Source organism: Nocardioides sp. NPDC101246 (assembly GCF_044767415.1).
Classification (GTDB): Bacteria; Actinomycetota; Actinomycetes; order Propionibacteriales; family Nocardioidaceae; genus Nocardioides.
In genome coordinates, this window is record NZ_JBIWNX010000007.1 from 269,440 (window position 1) to 284,889 (window position 15,450).

At 69.6% G+C, this 15,450-nt stretch carries 13 protein-coding genes; 12 read left to right on the forward strand and 1 reads right to left on the reverse strand.

Translation table 11 applies throughout. The features are described from left to right. Positions 1–17: 17 nt before the first annotated feature. The gene (pepN, locus tag ACIRON_RS15490; RefSeq protein ID WP_402993156.1) at positions 18–2,450 is read right to left on the reverse strand and encodes an aminopeptidase N; all 2,433 of its coding nucleotides are present in this window, start codon (positions 2,448–2,450) and stop codon (positions 18–20) included. 88 nt (positions 2,451–2,538) lie between these two features. Between pepN and ACIRON_RS15495 the strand changes: the two genes are divergently transcribed. The 12 genes from ACIRON_RS15495 to ACIRON_RS15550 all read left to right on the forward strand — a co-directional run bounded on the left by ACIRON_RS15495 (position 2,539) and on the right by ACIRON_RS15550 (position 15,225). Next, complete coding sequence (locus ACIRON_RS15495; protein ID WP_402993157.1) at positions 2,539–3,132, forward strand: NUDIX domain-containing protein; 594 nt, start codon at positions 2,539–2,541, stop codon at positions 3,130–3,132. Between the two features lie 131 nt (positions 3,133–3,263). Beyond that, a complete protein-coding gene (ald, locus tag ACIRON_RS15500) occupies positions 3,264–4,379 on the forward strand; it encodes an alanine dehydrogenase (protein WP_402993158.1) in 1,116 nt (371 codons plus the stop codon). Between the two features lie 105 nt (positions 4,380–4,484). Next, entirely contained in the window at positions 4,485–5,411 is a 927-nt protein-coding gene (gene xerD / locus ACIRON_RS15505; RefSeq protein WP_402993159.1) for a site-specific tyrosine recombinase XerD, read from the forward strand. Then, complete coding sequence (locus ACIRON_RS15510; protein WP_402993160.1) at positions 5,408–8,035, forward strand: DEAD/DEAH box helicase; 2,628 nt, start codon at positions 5,408–5,410, stop codon at positions 8,033–8,035. The genes xerD and ACIRON_RS15510 overlap by 4 nt, the downstream gene beginning before the upstream one ends. A gap of 31 nt (positions 8,036–8,066) precedes the next feature. Further along, positions 8,067–8,213: a hypothetical protein gene (locus ACIRON_RS15515; protein ID WP_402993161.1), complete on the forward strand. Its 147-nt coding sequence runs from the start codon at positions 8,067–8,069 to the stop codon at positions 8,211–8,213. A 313-nt stretch (positions 8,214–8,526) separates the two neighbouring features. After that, positions 8,527–9,474, forward strand: a complete 948-nt coding sequence (locus tag ACIRON_RS15520; RefSeq protein ID WP_402993245.1) for a ParA family protein — start codon at positions 8,527–8,529, stop codon at positions 9,472–9,474. Next, positions 9,456–9,821, forward strand: coding sequence for a hypothetical protein (locus tag ACIRON_RS15525; RefSeq protein WP_402993162.1), 366 nt, complete (start codon positions 9,456–9,458; stop codon positions 9,819–9,821). The genes ACIRON_RS15520 and ACIRON_RS15525 overlap by 19 nt, the downstream gene beginning before the upstream one ends. An 11-nt stretch (positions 9,822–9,832) precedes the next feature. Next, positions 9,833–10,717, forward strand: a complete 885-nt coding sequence (locus ACIRON_RS15530; RefSeq protein WP_402993163.1) for a segregation and condensation protein A — start codon at positions 9,833–9,835, stop codon at positions 10,715–10,717. Further along, positions 10,710–11,369, forward strand: coding sequence for an SMC-Scp complex subunit ScpB (gene scpB, locus ACIRON_RS15535; protein WP_402993164.1), 660 nt, complete (start codon positions 10,710–10,712; stop codon positions 11,367–11,369). Before ACIRON_RS15530 ends, scpB begins: the two co-directional genes overlap by 8 nt. Before the next feature lie 2 nt (positions 11,370–11,371). Beyond that, entirely contained in the window at positions 11,372–12,139 is a 768-nt protein-coding gene (locus tag ACIRON_RS15540) for a pseudouridine synthase (protein WP_091042169.1), read from the forward strand. Between the two features lie 202 nt (positions 12,140–12,341). Next, positions 12,342–13,586: a threonine--tRNA ligase gene (gene thrS, locus ACIRON_RS15545; protein WP_402993165.1), complete on the forward strand. Its 1,245-nt coding sequence runs from the start codon at positions 12,342–12,344 to the stop codon at positions 13,584–13,586. Positions 13,587–13,965: 379 nt separating this feature from the next. Continuing rightward, a complete protein-coding gene (locus tag ACIRON_RS15550) occupies positions 13,966–15,225 on the forward strand; it encodes a DUF222 domain-containing protein (protein ID WP_402993166.1) in 1,260 nt (419 codons plus the stop codon). The last annotated feature ends 225 nt before the right edge of the window (positions 15,226–15,450 follow it).

Consider the following 15,450-nt stretch of genomic DNA (forward strand, 5'->3'; position numbering starts at 1 on the left):
CAACGATTCTGCGGCGGTCACCGCGCGCGGGCCGCGACCTGCCGTGAGTGCACGTCGGCCTGGCGGATGATCGTCTGGCGTACGAACGGCACCAGCGTGTCGCCCTCACAGGCAGCGCGCGCGGCAGCGGCGACGTCCTCGCCGGCCTGGGCCGGGTAGAACCGGAGCTGGAGCCCGTAGGCGAGCAGCCCGCCGCCGCGGATCTCGCGCACGGCCTCGAGATAGCGCTGGGCGTACGGCGCCAGGATCTCATCCTGGCCGGGCCGCCAGAACGCCGAGCTCAACGCGTACGCGCTGTCGGTGCGGGGCAGCCGGCGCTCGATCATGGTCACCTGCCAGGCCTCCTCCTTGGCCTCCGCGAGCGGCTGCGCGGTGCGTACGGCCAAGGCGCTGACCCACGACTCGGGGTCCGGGTCGCGCTCCTCCAGCGCGGCGACCGCCGAGGCGTCGTAGTCGCCCAGCTCTGCGCGTCGGCCGAGCAGCCGCCAGGCCACCTGTACGTCCTCGGTGGCCCCTGCCTCGGCGAGGGCGAGCTGCTCGGGCGTGGACGCGTGCGCGGCGAGGACGCGAAGAGCGGTGTCGCGGTTGGCCTGGTCCTCGGCGAGCGCCGCGGCCGCTGCGGCGATCAGCGCACGCTGCTCAGCGATCTGCTCAGGCGCCGTCCACAGCTCGGCGGCGGTGACGGCCATGCCCAGGAACTCGCCGGTGACCTGCGGGTTGCGCTCGCGCTCGAGGACCGAGAGGACGCGCGAGACGACCTCGGGGCCGGCGATCTCGCCGCGGAACAGGGCGGACCAGGCGCTGTTGACCGCGACCGCCCGCGCCACCGCGTCAGGCAGCAGACCGGCGTTCTGGCCGAGCCAGGCCTCGCTGGCCTCGTCCGAGCGGACCGCCGCGAAAGTCACGTCGGTCGCGTTGACCAGGTGCGCGGCCGCCTCGGGGAGCGAGACCGCGACGGGCTCGCCCGCCACGGTGACCGGCGTGGTCGCCAGCAGCGCTCCGGAGGCGTCGTAGGAGGCGATGTCGAGCCGGTGCGGACGTACGGTCCCGTTGGGGCCGGTGACCGAGACCTTGCCGTCGGCGAGCGTGATCACGTCGGTGCCGGCGTGGTCGAGCCACGCGGTGGTCCAGGCGGAGAGGTCCTTGCCCGCCGCGGCGCCGAACGCGCCCATGAGATCGGAGAGGACCGTGTTGCCGTAGGCGTGCTCGGCGAAGTAGGCCTGCAGCCCGGCCAGGTAGGCCTCCTCGCCGATGTAGGCGTGCAGCTGCTGGAGCACGGCCTGGCCCTTCATGTAGGTGATCGCGTCGAAGTTGGCCATCGCCACGTCGACGCTGGGCACCACCCCGCGGATCGGGTGGGTGGCGGGCGTCGCGTCGATGTCGTAGCCCGCCTTCTTCTCGGTCAGCGCGATCGAGGCCCACACGTCGGCGTACTCGGGGAGCGCGGCCGAGGCCCATACGGCCGCCCAGGAGGCGAAGGCCTCGTTGAGCCACAGGTCGTCCCACCAGCGCATCGTGACCAGGTCGCCGAACCACATGTGGGCCATCTCGTGCAGGATCACGTTGGTGCGCTCGGTGCGGTCGGCGTGGGTCGGCGCCGTGCGGTAGAGGAACATGTCGCTGTGGGTGACCGCGCCCCAGTTCTCCATCGCGCCGCCCATGTCGGGCACGAAGATCTGGTCGTAGCGTCGCTGCGGGAACGGCATCCCGAACTTGGTGCCGAACCAGGCCAGCCCGTGCTCGGTGACGTCGAGGATCTCCTCGCGGTCCCGCTCGAGCTGGCTCGCCAGCGACTGACGGGCGTAGAGCCCCAGGTCGTAGCCGCCGCGCTCCTCGCGGACCTCGACGAACGGCCCGGCGTTGACCACCACGACGTACGTCGAGAGCGGGGGAGTGTCCTCGAAGACCCAGGTCCGCGCTCCGGCCGCCGGGTCGGAGACCTCCGCGGGCGCCGAGTTGGACAGCACCGTCCACTGGTCCGGCGCGGTCACGGTGAACCCGTGCACCGCCTTGAGGTCCGGCTGGTCGAAGCAGGCCCACAGCCGGCGGGCGTCGTCGGGCTCGAAGGAGGTCCACACGTAGACGTTGCCGTCGGAGGGGTCGACGGTGCGCAGCACGCCCTCGGAGGCGGCGGTGTTGGACTGGGAGGCGGTCACGACCAGGGTGTTGGTCTCGGCGAGGTCCTCGAGCGGGATCCGTCCGGCGCTGATCGTGGTGAGATCGAGGGCGGTGCCGTTGAGCGTGGCGGCCGAGACCTCGGCCACGCAGTCGACGAACGTGCTCGCGCCAGGGGTGGCGGAGAAGGAGATCGTGGAGACGCTGGAGAGCGTCTCGCCCTCCAGCAGCCCGGTCATGTCGAGCGAGATGTCGTAGCGCTCGACGGTGACCGTGGCGGCCCGCGCGGCCGCCTCCTCGTAGGTCAGTGAAAGGGTCGCGTTCTCAGCCGTCATGACGTAGGACCGTACAGTCCCTCCGGCGAGGGTGTGGCGTATTTACGTCGCGCGGCCGATGGATGTGGCAGGTGGATAAAGTCGGGACATGAGTGAGCTGCGTTGGGACGCCGCCGAGTCGTGGCCGGTGACGAAGACCGAGGACCTCCACCGCGACGGGTGGGTGGTGGCGCTGCGCGCCGACTGGATCAACCGGCCCGAGCATCTCGACGAGGAGCCGTTCCGCCGCCTGGTGGTCGAGCACCCGGGTGCCGCGGTGGTGCTGGCGCTGGACGAGGACGAGCGCGCCCTGGTCATCACCCAGTACCGCCATCCCGCCAAGCGGCGCTTCGTCGAGCTGCCGGCCGGCCTGATCGACTATCCCGGCGAGGACCCGCTCGACGTCGCCGTGCGCGAGCTGCGCGAGGAGGTGGCCCACGAGGCGGCCGAATGGACGCCGCTGCTCTCGACCTACGCCACGCCCGGGATCACCGAGGAGATCCACCACTTCTTCCTCGCTCGCGGCCTGACCGCGACGGACCGTGACGGCTTCGAGCTCGAGCACGAGGAGGCCGAGATGACCATCCACTGGGTGCCGTTCGAGGAGCTCCTGGAGGCCGTGCTGAGCGGCCGCGCGACCGACTCGCCGGTCGTCCAGGCGGTGCTTGCCTACGACGCCCTCAAGTCTCGTGGCAGAGTCTGATCAGGGGGTCTGGTCAGGACCGGTCGACGTGGTTTTGGTGACTTGCGCCACACCGGGTTAGACATGCCGCGTCAGGCGGCGAACATCCGGCTGACCCGTAGACCCACGGACCACCACATTCAGGGGAAGACATGAGAATCGGCGTACCCAAGGAAGTCAAGAACCACGAGTACCGGGTGGCGATCACCCCCTCGGGCGTCCACGAGCTGGTGGCCAACGGCCACGAGGTCTTCGTCCAGGCAGGCGCCGGCGTCGGCTCCTCGATCTCTGATGCCGAGTACGCCGCGGTCGGCGCGAAGATCCTCGGCGACGCCGACGAGACCTGGGGCAACGCCGACATGGTGCTCAAGGTCAAGGAGCCGGTCGCGGAGGAGTACCACCGCCTGCGCGAGGGCCTGACCCTGTTCACCTACCTCCACCTGGCCGCCGACAAGCCGCTGACCCAGGAGCTGCTGGCCAAGAAGGTCACCGCGATCGCGTACGAGACCGTCGAGCTGCCCAACCGGGCGCTGCCGCTGCTCTACCCGATGTCGGAGGTCGCTGGCTGCCTGGCGCCCCAGGTCGGCGCCTACAACCTGCTCAAGGCCCAGGGCGGCCGCGGCACGCTGATGGGCGGTGTCGGCGGCGTCGCCAACGCCAAGGTCGTCATCATCGGTGCCGGCGTCTCCGGCCAGAACGCCGCCAACATCGCCTTGGGGATGGGCGCGGACGTCACCCTGCTGGACACCGACCTGGAGAAGCTGCGGATGTCCTTCTGGCGCTACTCCAACCAGGTCCACGGGCTCGCCTCCAACAAGCTCGCGCTCGAGGAGCAGGTGCTCCAGGCCGACCTGGTCATCGGCGCCGTGCTGATCCCGGGCGCGGCCGCGCCGAAGCTGGTCACCAACGAGCTGGTCTCGCGGATGAAGCCCGGCTCGGTGCTCGTCGACATCGCCATCGACCAGGGCGGCTGCTTCGAGGACTCCCACGCCACCACCCACGCGGACCCGACCTACCAGGTCCACAACTCGACCTTCTACTGCGTGGCCAACATGCCCGGTGCGGTCCCGAACACGTCCACCTACGCGCTCACGAACGCGACGATGCCGTACGCCGTCGCGCTCGCCAACAAGGGCTGGACCCAGGCGCTGCGCGACGACGCCGCGCTCGCCAAGGGCCTCAACACCCACGCCGGCCAGCTCACCAACGCCCCCGTCGGTGAGGCGGTCGGCATCGACTCGATCGCGCTGGAGACCGTCCTGGCCTGAGGGCCGACTCGGCGCGTTCTGACACACAATCCCGCCGAGTCGGCTCGTCATGACGAGCCGACTCGGCGGTGTGTTTGGTCAGGATGAGCCGACTCGGCTGGTTGGATGGGGAGCGTGACGGCGGTGGAGCACGCGATGCGTACGTATCTCGACCATCTGAGCGTCGAGCGTGGCCTCGCGGCGAACACGCTGTCCTCCTACCGGCGCGACCTGCGGAGGTACGCCGAGTTCCTCGCCCAGCAGAGGGTCGAGGACCTCGCCGGGGTCTCGGAGGCGACGGTGTCGGGGTTCCTGGCGCACCTGCGCGAGGGCGGCGAGGAGCATCCGGCGCTCAGCGCGACCTCGGCGGCGCGGACGGTCGTCGCGGTACGCGGGTTCCACAAGTTCGCGGTGGCCGACGGGATGGTCGAGGCGAACCCGGCCGGCCACGTGAAGCCCCCGCGCGCGGAGAAGCGGCTCCCCAAGGCGCTCCCGCTGGCCGACGTGGAGGTGATCCTGGAAGCCGCCGGCGCACCCGGCACCCCGCTCGCACTGCGCGACCGGGCCCTGCTCGAGGTGCTCTACGGCACCGGCGCCCGGATCTCCGAGGCCGTCGGCCTCGACGTCGACGACCTCGACCGGGTCGACCATGTCGTCCTGCTGCGCGGCAAGGGTGGCAAGGAGCGGATCGTCCCGGTGGGCTCCTACGCCATCGAGGCGGTCGAGGCGTACCTGACCCGGGCCCGTCCCGATCTCGCGGCCGCCCGCTCCGGAGGGGCGCTCTTCCTCAACGCCCGCGGCGGCCGTCTCTCCCGTCAGTCCGCTTGGACGGTCCTGACCCGTGCCGCCGAGCGCGCCGGGATCCACAAGGACGTCTCGCCCCACACCCTGCGCCACTCGTTCGCCACCCACCTCCTCGACGGCGGTGCCGACGTACGTGTCGTGCAGGAGCTGCTGGGCCATGCGTCGGTGACCACGACGCAGATCTACACTCTTGTCACCGTGGACAATCTCCGAGAGGTCTTCGCGACCGCACACCCGAGGGCCCTGTGACAGCGTCTGCAGATTCGACCAGGCCCGGCGACTGGATCCCCAAGGTCGGAGCGAGCCCCGACGACGTCTACGAGGCGGTCGTGACCTGGGCCGAGGGGAGCGGCCGCAGCCTCTACCCCCACCAGGACGAGGCGATCATGTCGATCCTCGCCGGTGACAACGTCATCCTGGCGACGCCGACCGGTTCGGGGAAGTCCCTGGTCGCGGCGGGCGCGCACGCGGCGGCGCTGGCCGAGGACAAGGTCTCCTTCTACACCGCGCCGATCAAGGCTCTGGTCAGCGAGAAGTTCTTCGACCTCGTGGAGACCTTCGGCGCCGAGAACGTCGGCATGCTCACCGGCGACGCGAGCGTCAACGCCGACGCCCCGATCATCTGCTGCACCGCCGAGGTGCTCGCCAACCTCGCGCTCCGCGAAGGCAAGCACGCCGACGTCGGGCTCGTCATCATGGACGAGTTCCACTACTACGGCGAGCCCGACCGTGGCTGGGCGTGGCAGGTGCCGCTGCTCGAGCTCCCGCAGGCCCAGTTCCTTCTCCTCTCCGCCACTCTCGGTGACACCAGCGCGCTGGCCAAGGACATGACCCGGCGAAACGGCCGCGACACCGTCCTCGTCGACCAGGCGGAACGACCCGTTCCGCTCACCTTCGACTGGCGGCTGACACCGCTCCAGGAGACCCTCGAGGAGCTCGTCACCACCGGCCAGGCGCCGGTCTACGTCGTCCACTTCACCCAGAAGGACGCCGTCACCCACGGCGCCTCGCTGCTCAACGCCGGCTGGCTCAAGCTCTCCACCGAGGAGAAGGACCAGATCGCCAAGCGGCTCGAACCGGTCCGCTTCGCCGCCGGGTTCGGCAAGACCCTGGCCAAGCTCCTGCGCAAGGGCATCGGCGTCCACCACGCCGGCATGCTGCCCCGCTACCGAAGGCTGGTCGAGCAGCTCGCCCAGGCCGGGCTGCTCAAGGTCATCGCCGGCACCGACACCCTCGGCGTCGGCATCAACGTCCCGATCCGCACGGTGCTCTTCACCGGCCTGGCCAAGTTCGACGGCCGCCGCCAGCGCATCCTGCGCACCCGCGAGTTCCTCCAGATCGCCGGCCGCGCCGGACGGGCGGGCTTCGACACCCAGGGCTACGTCGTCGTCCAGGCCCCCGAGCACATCATCGAGAACGAGAAGGCCAAGGCGAAGTCCGAGGAGCGCCGCAAGGCGGGCAAGAAGAACTCCAAGGCCCAGCTCAAGAAGCCGCCCGAGGGCACCGTGGTGTGGACCGAGGCCACCTTCACCAAGCTCGTCGACGGCGCCCCCGAGCCGCTGCAGAGCCGGATGAAGGTCGACAACTCGATGATCCTCAACGTCGTGGCCCGCGACGAGGACGCCTTCGAGGTGATGCGCCGGATCACCATGGACAACCACGAGGAGCAGCGCACCCAGCTCAAGCTCGCCCGCCGGGCCCTGCGGCTGACCCGCTCGCTGGTCCACAGCGGGGTCCTGACCAGGCTCGCCGAGCCGGATGCGTACGGACGCAGGTACGTCCTCACCGAGGCGCTCCCCGCCGACTTCGCGCTCAACCAGCCCCTGGCGCACTTCGCGCTCGCCGCTCTGGACACGCTCGACCCGGAGTCGCCCGAGCACACCCTCGAGATCGTCTCGGTGATCGAGTCCGTCCTCGAGCCACCGCGCCAGATCCTCTTCGCCCAGCAGCACGAGGCCCGCGGCAAGGCGATCGAGAACATGAAGGCCGACGGCGTCGAGTACGACGAGCGGATGGCGCTCATCGAGGAGATCACCTGGCCCAAGCCGATGGCCGAACGGCTCGAGGCGCTCTTCGAGGTCTACCGCGGCACCCACCCGTGGCTGCCCGAGGACGCGCTCGACCCCAAGTCGATCCTGCGCGAGATGTACGAGCAGGGGATGACCTTCACCGACGTCGTACGCCGCTACCAGCTGGCCCGCTCCGAGGGCCTGGTGCTGCGCTACCTGACCGACGCGTACCGCACCTTCCGGCACACCGTCCCCGAGACCCACAAGAGCCCCGAGATCGAGGACCTGATCGAGTGGCTGGGGGAGACCATCCGCCAGACCGACTCGAGCCTGCTCGACGAGTGGGAGGCGCTCTCCGACCCCGAGCACATCCCGTCGGCCGTGGCCCACCACGAGGCGCCGCCGCCACCGCGGTCGCTGTCCCAGCAGACCCGCGCGTTCGAGATCATGGTCCGCAACGCGATGTGGGCCCGGGTCGACGCGGTCTCGCGAGACGACCTCGACACGCTCATGTCGCTGGAACGCTCCGCGGCCGACCGGCTCGAGCCCGCGCGCGACGTCGTGATGACCAGGTCCCGCTGGGACGACGCCCTGGAGGCCTACTTCGCCGAGCACGACGACGTCGGCATCTCCGCCGACTCGCGCTCGCCCAGGCTGCTCACCTGGACCGTCGAGCGCGGTGCGCCGGCAGGGGTGGACGAGGACGATGAGGCGTATGACTCGACCCGGGTCTGGAGGATCACCCAGACCCTCGACGACCCGGCAGGCGACCACGACTGGGTGATCGAGGCGGTGGCCGACCTGGACGCGAGCGACGAGGCCGGCGAGCTGGTCCTGGCGACCGTGGCGATGCGGCGGCTGTGACCCGGTTGTCGAGGTCCGCTAGCGTTGAGCCGTGCGCAAGCTACTGAAGAACCCGATCGTCGTCGCGGCCGTCGCCAAGATCGCCAACGAGGCTCGCAAGCCCGAGAACCAGAAGAAGATCAAGGACGCTGCGACCAAGGCCTACGACCAGCTCCAGAAGCGCCGTAAGTCGCACTGAGCCCCTCGAGCGGGCCACCGCTCGGGCGGAGATTCATCCACAGGTTTCTCCACATCGAAGGCCCTTCCTGTGGGGCTGGCGGGGCGCCAAGTGCACAGGTCATCAACAGATTCGGGTCCCGTAGCAGAATCACCCGGATTTGCCTTGTGACACGCCCGGCGCGGCTCCTACAGTCGCGCAGATCCGGGTCTTAGAGTCGCCGTGTCGACATATAGACCCGCTAGCCGTGATCGCCCAGGGCCGCGGCAACTGAACCGGGGGTGGAGGAATGGAAGACAGCTATTTCGGAGCAGGTGGTGCGACCGCGCCGCAGATGCCTCCGCAGACGCCGGCAGCCCCGCCGCCGGCCTATCCGCCCTCGGCCCGGCTGCGCGCCAACGCCCCCGAGCCCGAGGAGGGCTCCTACTCCCCGGGCAAGAACAAGATGGGTCCGACCGGTCGACCCTGGCCCAACCTTCCCGAGCCCGGCCCCGCCACCGGCGGCCCCGCTCGTACCGTCGCGATGGTCAACCAGAAGGGTGGGGTCGGCAAGACCACGACCACCATCAACCTGGGCGCCGCGCTGGCCGAGCACGGCCGCAAGGTCCTGATGGTCGACTTCGACCCGCAGGGGTCGCTCTCGGTCGGACTGGGGCTCCAGCCCAACGAGATCGAGCTGACCGTCTACAACCTGCTGATGGAGCGTGACATCACGCTCGAGGACGTGGTCGTCCCCTCCGGCATCGACGGCGTCGACCTGCTCCCGGCCAACATCGACCTCTCCGCCGCCGAGGTGCAGCTGGTCCAGGAGGTCGCCCGTGAGCAGACCCTGGCCCGCGCCCTTGCTCCGGCCGTGGCCAACTACGACGTGATCCTCATCGACTGTCAGCCGAGCCTGGGCCTGCTGACCGTCAACGCGCTCACCGCCTCCGACTCCGTCGTCGTCCCGCTGGAGTGCGAATACTTCGCGCTGCGTGGTGTCGCTCTGCTCAAGGACACCATCGACAAGGTTCAGGAGCGGCTCAACCCGCGTCTGAAGATCGACGGAATACTGGGCACGATGTACGACAGCCGCACCATGCACAGCCGCGAGGTCATGGAGACCCTGGTCAACGGCTGGGGTGACCGCGTCTTCCACAGCGTCATCCGCCGCACCGTGAAGTTCGCCGACTCCACCGTGGTCGGCGAGCCGATCACCGAGTACGCCTCCAGTTCCACCGGCGCCGACTCCTACCGGATGCTCGCCAAGGAGGTGCTGGCCCGATGGGATCGCGGCGAGTGAGGGTTCCGGCCGCCGACGACCTCTTCCGGCGTACGTCCGACGGTGCTGGCTCCGCAGCGGCAGCCGAGGCGAAGGCTCGTCCGGTGCATGCCGTGCCCGAGCCGGCCGACGAGACGCCGGCGGCCAAGAAGCGGTCCAGCGGACGCGTACGTCATGACGAGAAGATGACGGTCTACATCACCTCCGAGGAGCTGCTCGAGCTCGAGCACGCCCGGCTCAACCTGCGGGCCAAGCACAGCATCGCGGTCGACCGCGGCCGCCTGGTGCGCGAGGCGCTCGCGATCGTGCTGGCCGACCTGGAGGAGTACGGGGACGACAGCGCGCTCGTGCACCGGCTCGGCGAGTGACGGTCACGCAGATGACAGATGCCCCTACGGGGGCCGAGGAGCAGGAGTCGAGCGGCGCCGGGGGTTTCGAGGTGCGCCTCGAGAACTTTGAGGGTCCCTTCGACCTGCTGCTCAGCCTGATCGCCAAGCACAAGCTCGACATCACCGAGGTCTCCCTGGCCACGGTGACCGACGAGTTCATCGCCTTCGTCAAGAAGGGCGCGGGGGAGAAGGGCAGCTGGGACCTCGAGCAGACCTCGAACTTCCTGCTGGTGGCCAGCACCCTGCTCGACCTGAAGGCTGCCCGGCTGCTGCCGCAGGGCGACGTCGAGGACGAGGAGGACCTCGCGCTGCTCGAGGCGCGCGACCTGCTCTTCGCACGGCTGCTGCAGTACAAGGCGTTCAAGCAGGTCGCGGCCGTCTTCGGCGAGCGGCTCGCGAAGGAGTCCAAGCGGCACCCACGCTCGGTCCAGCTCGAGCCGCGCTACGCCGGGCTCCTGCCGGAGGTGCTGATCGGGATCGGGCTGGATCAGTTCGCCCAGCTCGCCGCCGCCGCGATGGCACCCAAGCCGGGGCCGCCCGAGATCGGGCTCGCCCACATCCACGGCTCGAAGGTGTCGGTCAAGGAGCAGGCGGCGCTGGTCATCGAGCGGCTTCGCGCCTCGGGACAGGTCACCTTCCGTGGCCTGTGCTCCGACTCGCCCGACACGCTGACCACCGTGGCCCGGTTCCTCTCGCTGCTCGAGCTCTTCCGCGAGGGAGCGGTCGCGTTCGACCAGGTCACCGCACTGGGCGAGCTGACCGTACGCTGGACCGGCGACGAGGCGCTCGATGTCGACGAGCTGATCCAGGACGAGTTCGAGGGGCAGCCGCCCGCGGAGGGCGGCGCCGATGATGGGGAGAAGGACGATGACTGAGGCCTCCGAAGAGACGCTCGCGATCGAGCTCGCCGATCTGCGCCCGGCGCTCGAGGCAGTGCTGATGGTCGCCGACGAGCCGCTGGAGGCGGCCGCGCTGGCCTCGGCCGTGGCCCACCCGACCGCGACGGTGGTCGAGGCCCTGAAGGGTCTCTCCGCCGAATACACCGAGCAGCGCCGCGGCTTCGACCTGCGCAACGTCGCGGGCGGCTGGCGGTTCTACACCCGCGAGGAGTACGCCGCCGTCGTCGAGGGCTTCGTGCTCGAGGGCCAGCAGGCCCGGCTGACCCAGGCCGCTCTGGAGACGCTGGCGGTGGTCGCCTACAAGCAGCCCGTCTCGCGCGCCCGGGTCTCCGCGATCCGCGGCGTCAACGTCGACGGCGTGATGCGCACGCTGCTCACCCGCGGCCTGGTCGAGGAGGCCGGGCAGGACCACGAGACCGGCGCCAACCTCTACCGCACCACCGGCTACTTCCTCGAGCGGATCGGCATCACCGACCTCGGCGACCTGCCGGAGCTGGCTCCCTACCTGCCCGACCTCGCCGACATGGAGGAGGAGCTGACCGAGCAGGTCAGCCAGGAGGCGCTCGCTGCGCAGCCCGAAGAAGGCGCGGCGAATGGGTCCGACTCTGGCGATACGGCAGAATCGTAAACGTGAGCGACCTGCCTGAGCGTGACGATCTGCCGCTGGACGACGAGGGCCTGATCCGGCTCCAGAAGCTGCTGGCCCTGGCCGGCATCGCGTCGCGGCGCGGCAGCGAGATCCTGATGCTCAACGGCTCCGTCGAGGTCAACGGCGAGGTCGTCACCCGCCTCGGCACCAAGGTCGACCCCGGCAAGGACGTCGTACGCGTCGACGGCAAGCGGCTCCCGCCGATCTCCGGCAAGGTCTACCTGGCCCTCAACAAGCCGCGTGGCGTGGTCTCGACGATGAGCGACCCCGAGGGCCGCCGCAACCTCTCCGACCTGGTCGCCGACCGGCCGGAGCGCCTGTTCCACGTCGGCCGGCTCGACACCGACACCGAGGGCCTGATCATCCTCACCAACGACGGTGACTTCGCCCACCGGCTGGCCCACCCCAGCTACGAGGTCGACAAGACCTACGTCGCCGAGGTCACCGGCGAGATCTTCCCCAACGTACGCAAGCGGCTCCTCGCCGGCGTCACCCTCGAGGACGGCCCGGTGACCGTCACCAAGGCCCGGATCATGGAGACCCGCAAGGACAAGTCGATCATCGAGCTGGTCATCCACGAGGGCCGCAACCGCATCGTGCGCCGCCTCCTCGATCACCTCGGCCATCCGGTCACGCGACTGACCCGCACCCGGATCGGTCCGGTCCGGCTGAGCACCATGAAGCCCGGTGACATGCGTGACCTCTCCCGTGAGGAGCTCGGCGAGCTGCTCGACACCACCGAGCTCTGAGGCTCGGGAATTGTGAATGCGTACGCCGCCTCGAGCCGCTAGGGTGAACGGTATGCAGCAGCGCGCGATGAGCACGACGACGCCGGACCCACTCCGGCGCTGACCTGCTGTCCACTTTTCGCAGACCGCCCCGGAGCAGTGCTCCGGGGCGGTTCTCGTCTCTGGTGGCGGTGCTCCGGGCCTTGACCTCAGGAGCACACTCATGGACCTCGATCATCGAGACCTCAACCGCGACCTCGACATCTTCGCCACCGACCCGTTGGCGGGCTCGGGGCTGCCCTTGTGGCTGCCCGACGGGGCCGTCCTCTTCGCCGAGCTCGAGCGGCTGGCCGCGGACCTGGCCCGGGCCGACGGCTGCGTACCCGTCAAGACCCCGGTGCTCGGCAAACGCGCTCTCTTCGAGCGCTCGGGACACTGGGCGAAGTTCGCCGAGGACATGTTCCCGCCGATGTCGATGGGGCCGGGGCCGGAGGAGGACGACCTCGTTCTCCGCCCGGCCAACTGCCCCCACCACGCACTCGTCTATCGGGCGCGCCCGCACTCCTACCGCGAGCTCCCGATCCGGCTGCACGAGCTCGCCCCGATGTTCCGCGCCGAGCGGTCCGGGGTGCTCTCCGGGCTGAGTCGGGTACGTCAGATCAACCTCGACGACACCCACGTCTTCTGCCGTCCCGACCAGGTGCGGGACGAGGCGGCGCGAGCGCTGCGGTCCGCGCTCGAGGCCCAACGGATCCTCGGCCTCCGTGTGGACTACATACGCCTCTCCCTGCGCGACGGCTCGCCGTCCTACCTGGGCTCCGACTCCCAGTGGGCTGACGCCGAGAAGGCCCTGCGGTCAGCGGTCGATGACGCCGGGCTGGAGGCGTACGGACTGGAGCTGTCGGAGGCTCCGGGCGAGGCAGCCTTCTACGGACCCAAGCTCGATCTCCAGGTCATCGACCCGGCCGGCCACGAGGAGACCATCGCCACCGTCCAGCTCGACTTCAACCAGCCCGAGCGTTTCGACCTCACCTACGACGACGCCGACGGCTCTCGACAGCGCGTCGTGATGGTCCATCGAGGCACCGTCGGCTCCATGGAGCGGGTCGCGGCTGCCGTGCTCGAGCGCTACCAGGGTCGCCTACCGTTGTGGCTGGCCCCATCCCAGATCGCCGTCCTCCCGGTCTCCTCGGACCAGGACCCGGCCGCTCGTGGGCTCGTGGACGCGCTCGTCGCCGAGGGTCTCCGTCCTCGGCTCGACGGTGGTGGTTCGCTCGGTGCCAGGATTCGGGAGTCTCGGCGGCGGCGGGAACCGTTGATCGCGGTGATCGGTGGGGTCGAGGCTGAGGCAGGGGAGGTGCAGGTGCGTGATGTCGCTCGTGGCGTTGAGCGGCGGGTATCAGTTGCCGATCTGGTGGGGGTCATGAAATCGGCTTATGTCTCGCGGGCTGGTGAGGTGTCCTGGTAGTTCGGACTGTTTCCTCGAGGTTGGGGTGGGCCGCCGACCCGTTCTTGGAGGGTCTTCTCGACGGTCCCCGGAGTAAAGGACGGCCTTCGGCCGCCGGCTTCGCCGGCCGCTATCGCGGTCCTTGACACCGGGGACCGTCGAGAAAAGATTTGGCTGGCTATCGGGGCGGCGGCCCGGGTGTGGCGCAGCGGAAACCTTGTTGGATTAGTGGGGCTTGTGGGGGTGGAGGGGTGGCCCTTCGGGCCACTTACCATCCACAGGGACGATGTCGTTCGCTCACCACGAAAAGGGCCTCTGACCTGCACCTATAGGTGGCTAGGTATCCGTTCCGGGCGTAGAATCAGACCCACCACGACACACCTCTGAAGGGAGGGAAGCGATGAGTCTCGAGCACGATCTCGACCACTGGGGCACCAACCCCGGCGACCCGATCGACGCCGCCCTGACCGCCATCGAATCCTCCCTCCAAGACCTGCTCGCGAGTGACCCTGCCTACTGGCGTACCGGCCAGAAGAAGGACCTACTGGCCCGGTTGGAGAAGATCCACGCCCAACAGACCGCGGTAAAGCTCCGGGTCCTGGCCACCGCCGGCGACATCGCCGAGGAGACCGGCGCGAAGGATGCCTCGGGGTGGATGCGGACCGAGCTGCTGGTCGACAAGGCCGTAGCCCGCTCCCAGATCAAGCTCGCCACAGGCGTGGACAAGTACGACCTCGTCGCTGCCGGTCTCGCCGAGGGTGGCGTGTCCCAGGACAAGGCCCGGGTGATCACCAAAGCGCTCGACGCCATCGAGTCCGACCCCGCTGCCAGCACCGAAGACCTGGTGCTTGCGGAGAAGCTGCTGGTCGACCACGCCACCCGCCTGACCGCCAACGAGGTGCGGATCGTCGGGAAACGGATCCTCGCCGAGATCGACCCCGACCGATTCGAAGCCGCCGAAGCCAAAGCCCTCCAGCGCGAAGAAGAACAGGCCCAACGGCGTACGTTCTTCCAGTCTCGCGACAACGGCGACGGCACCATCGACCTCCACGCCCGGGTCTCCCGCGCGATCGGGATGCGGCTCCGCACCATCCTCGACTCCCTGGCCCAACCCCGGAAGTGGTCGGCCGAGGACAAGGGCCGCAAAGCCCCCTACGACCGGCTGCTGGGTCAGGCGTTCGCCCGGGTGGTGGAGACCTACGACGTGGAGAACCTGCCCCGCCACGGTGGCCATGCGACCACGGTCTTCATCACCATGAGCCTCGACCAGCTCCGGGCCGATCTGGGCACCGCCGCGTTGGGGTTCGACGGTGACCAGATCACCGCCGCCGAAGCCCGCCGCATGGCCTGCAACGCCGACCTCGTCCCCGTCGTCCTCGGCACGGACTCAGAGGTCCTCGACCTCGGCCGCACCGCCAGATTGGCCCACCCGATCCAACACCGAGCCCTCCGGCTCCGCGATCAAGGCTGCCAAGCCGAAGACTGCGACGCCCCAGCAGCCTGGACCGAAGCCCACCATCTGAAACCCTGGTCCGAAGGCGGCAAAACCAACCTGGCCAACATGGTCCTGCTGTGCCCCAGCGACCACCGCCGCATCCACGCCGGCCACCCTCATGAACGCCTCCCGGACGGACGGATCCGCTTCACCCGACGCACCTGAACCGGCGACGCTGGAAGCCAGCCCGCCCGACGTCCCACCTTTTCGCCGCCATGCGTCCGCGCCCGCAGAGACCATCAGTGCCCGCTTCGCCGACCCCGGTGGGGCATACGATCGTCGGGCCGGTGTCAGCGTCGGGCCGGTGTCAGCGTCGGGCCGGTGTCAGCGTCGGGCCGGTGTCAGCGTCGGGCCGGTGTCAGCGTCGGGCCGGTGTCAGCGTCGGGCCGG

Bases quoted from the DNA above. Each gene is read 5' to 3' on its own strand.
- pepN (WP_402993156.1), bottom strand. From the start codon at position 2,450: ATGACGGCTGAGAACGCGACCCTTTCACTGACCTACGAGGAGGCGGCC.
- ACIRON_RS15495 (WP_402993157.1), top strand. From the start codon at position 2,539: ATGAGTGAGCTGCGTTGGGACGCCGCCGAGTCGTGGCCGGTGACGAAG.
- ald (WP_402993158.1), top strand. From the start codon at position 3,264: ATGAGAATCGGCGTACCCAAGGAAGTCAAGAACCACGAGTACCGGGTG.
- xerD (WP_402993159.1), top strand. From the start codon at position 4,485: ATGGGGAGCGTGACGGCGGTGGAGCACGCGATGCGTACGTATCTCGAC.
- ACIRON_RS15520 (WP_402993245.1), top strand. From the start codon at position 8,527: ATGCCTCCGCAGACGCCGGCAGCCCCGCCGCCGGCCTATCCGCCCTCG.
- ACIRON_RS15525 (WP_402993162.1), top strand. From the start codon at position 9,456: ATGGGATCGCGGCGAGTGAGGGTTCCGGCCGCCGACGACCTCTTCCGG.
- ACIRON_RS15530 (WP_402993163.1), top strand. From the start codon at position 9,833: ATGACAGATGCCCCTACGGGGGCCGAGGAGCAGGAGTCGAGCGGCGCC.
- scpB (WP_402993164.1), top strand. From the start codon at position 10,710: ATGACTGAGGCCTCCGAAGAGACGCTCGCGATCGAGCTCGCCGATCTG.
- thrS (WP_402993165.1), top strand. From the start codon at position 12,342: ATGGACCTCGATCATCGAGACCTCAACCGCGACCTCGACATCTTCGCC.
- ACIRON_RS15550 (WP_402993166.1), top strand. From the start codon at position 13,966: ATGAGTCTCGAGCACGATCTCGACCACTGGGGCACCAACCCCGGCGAC.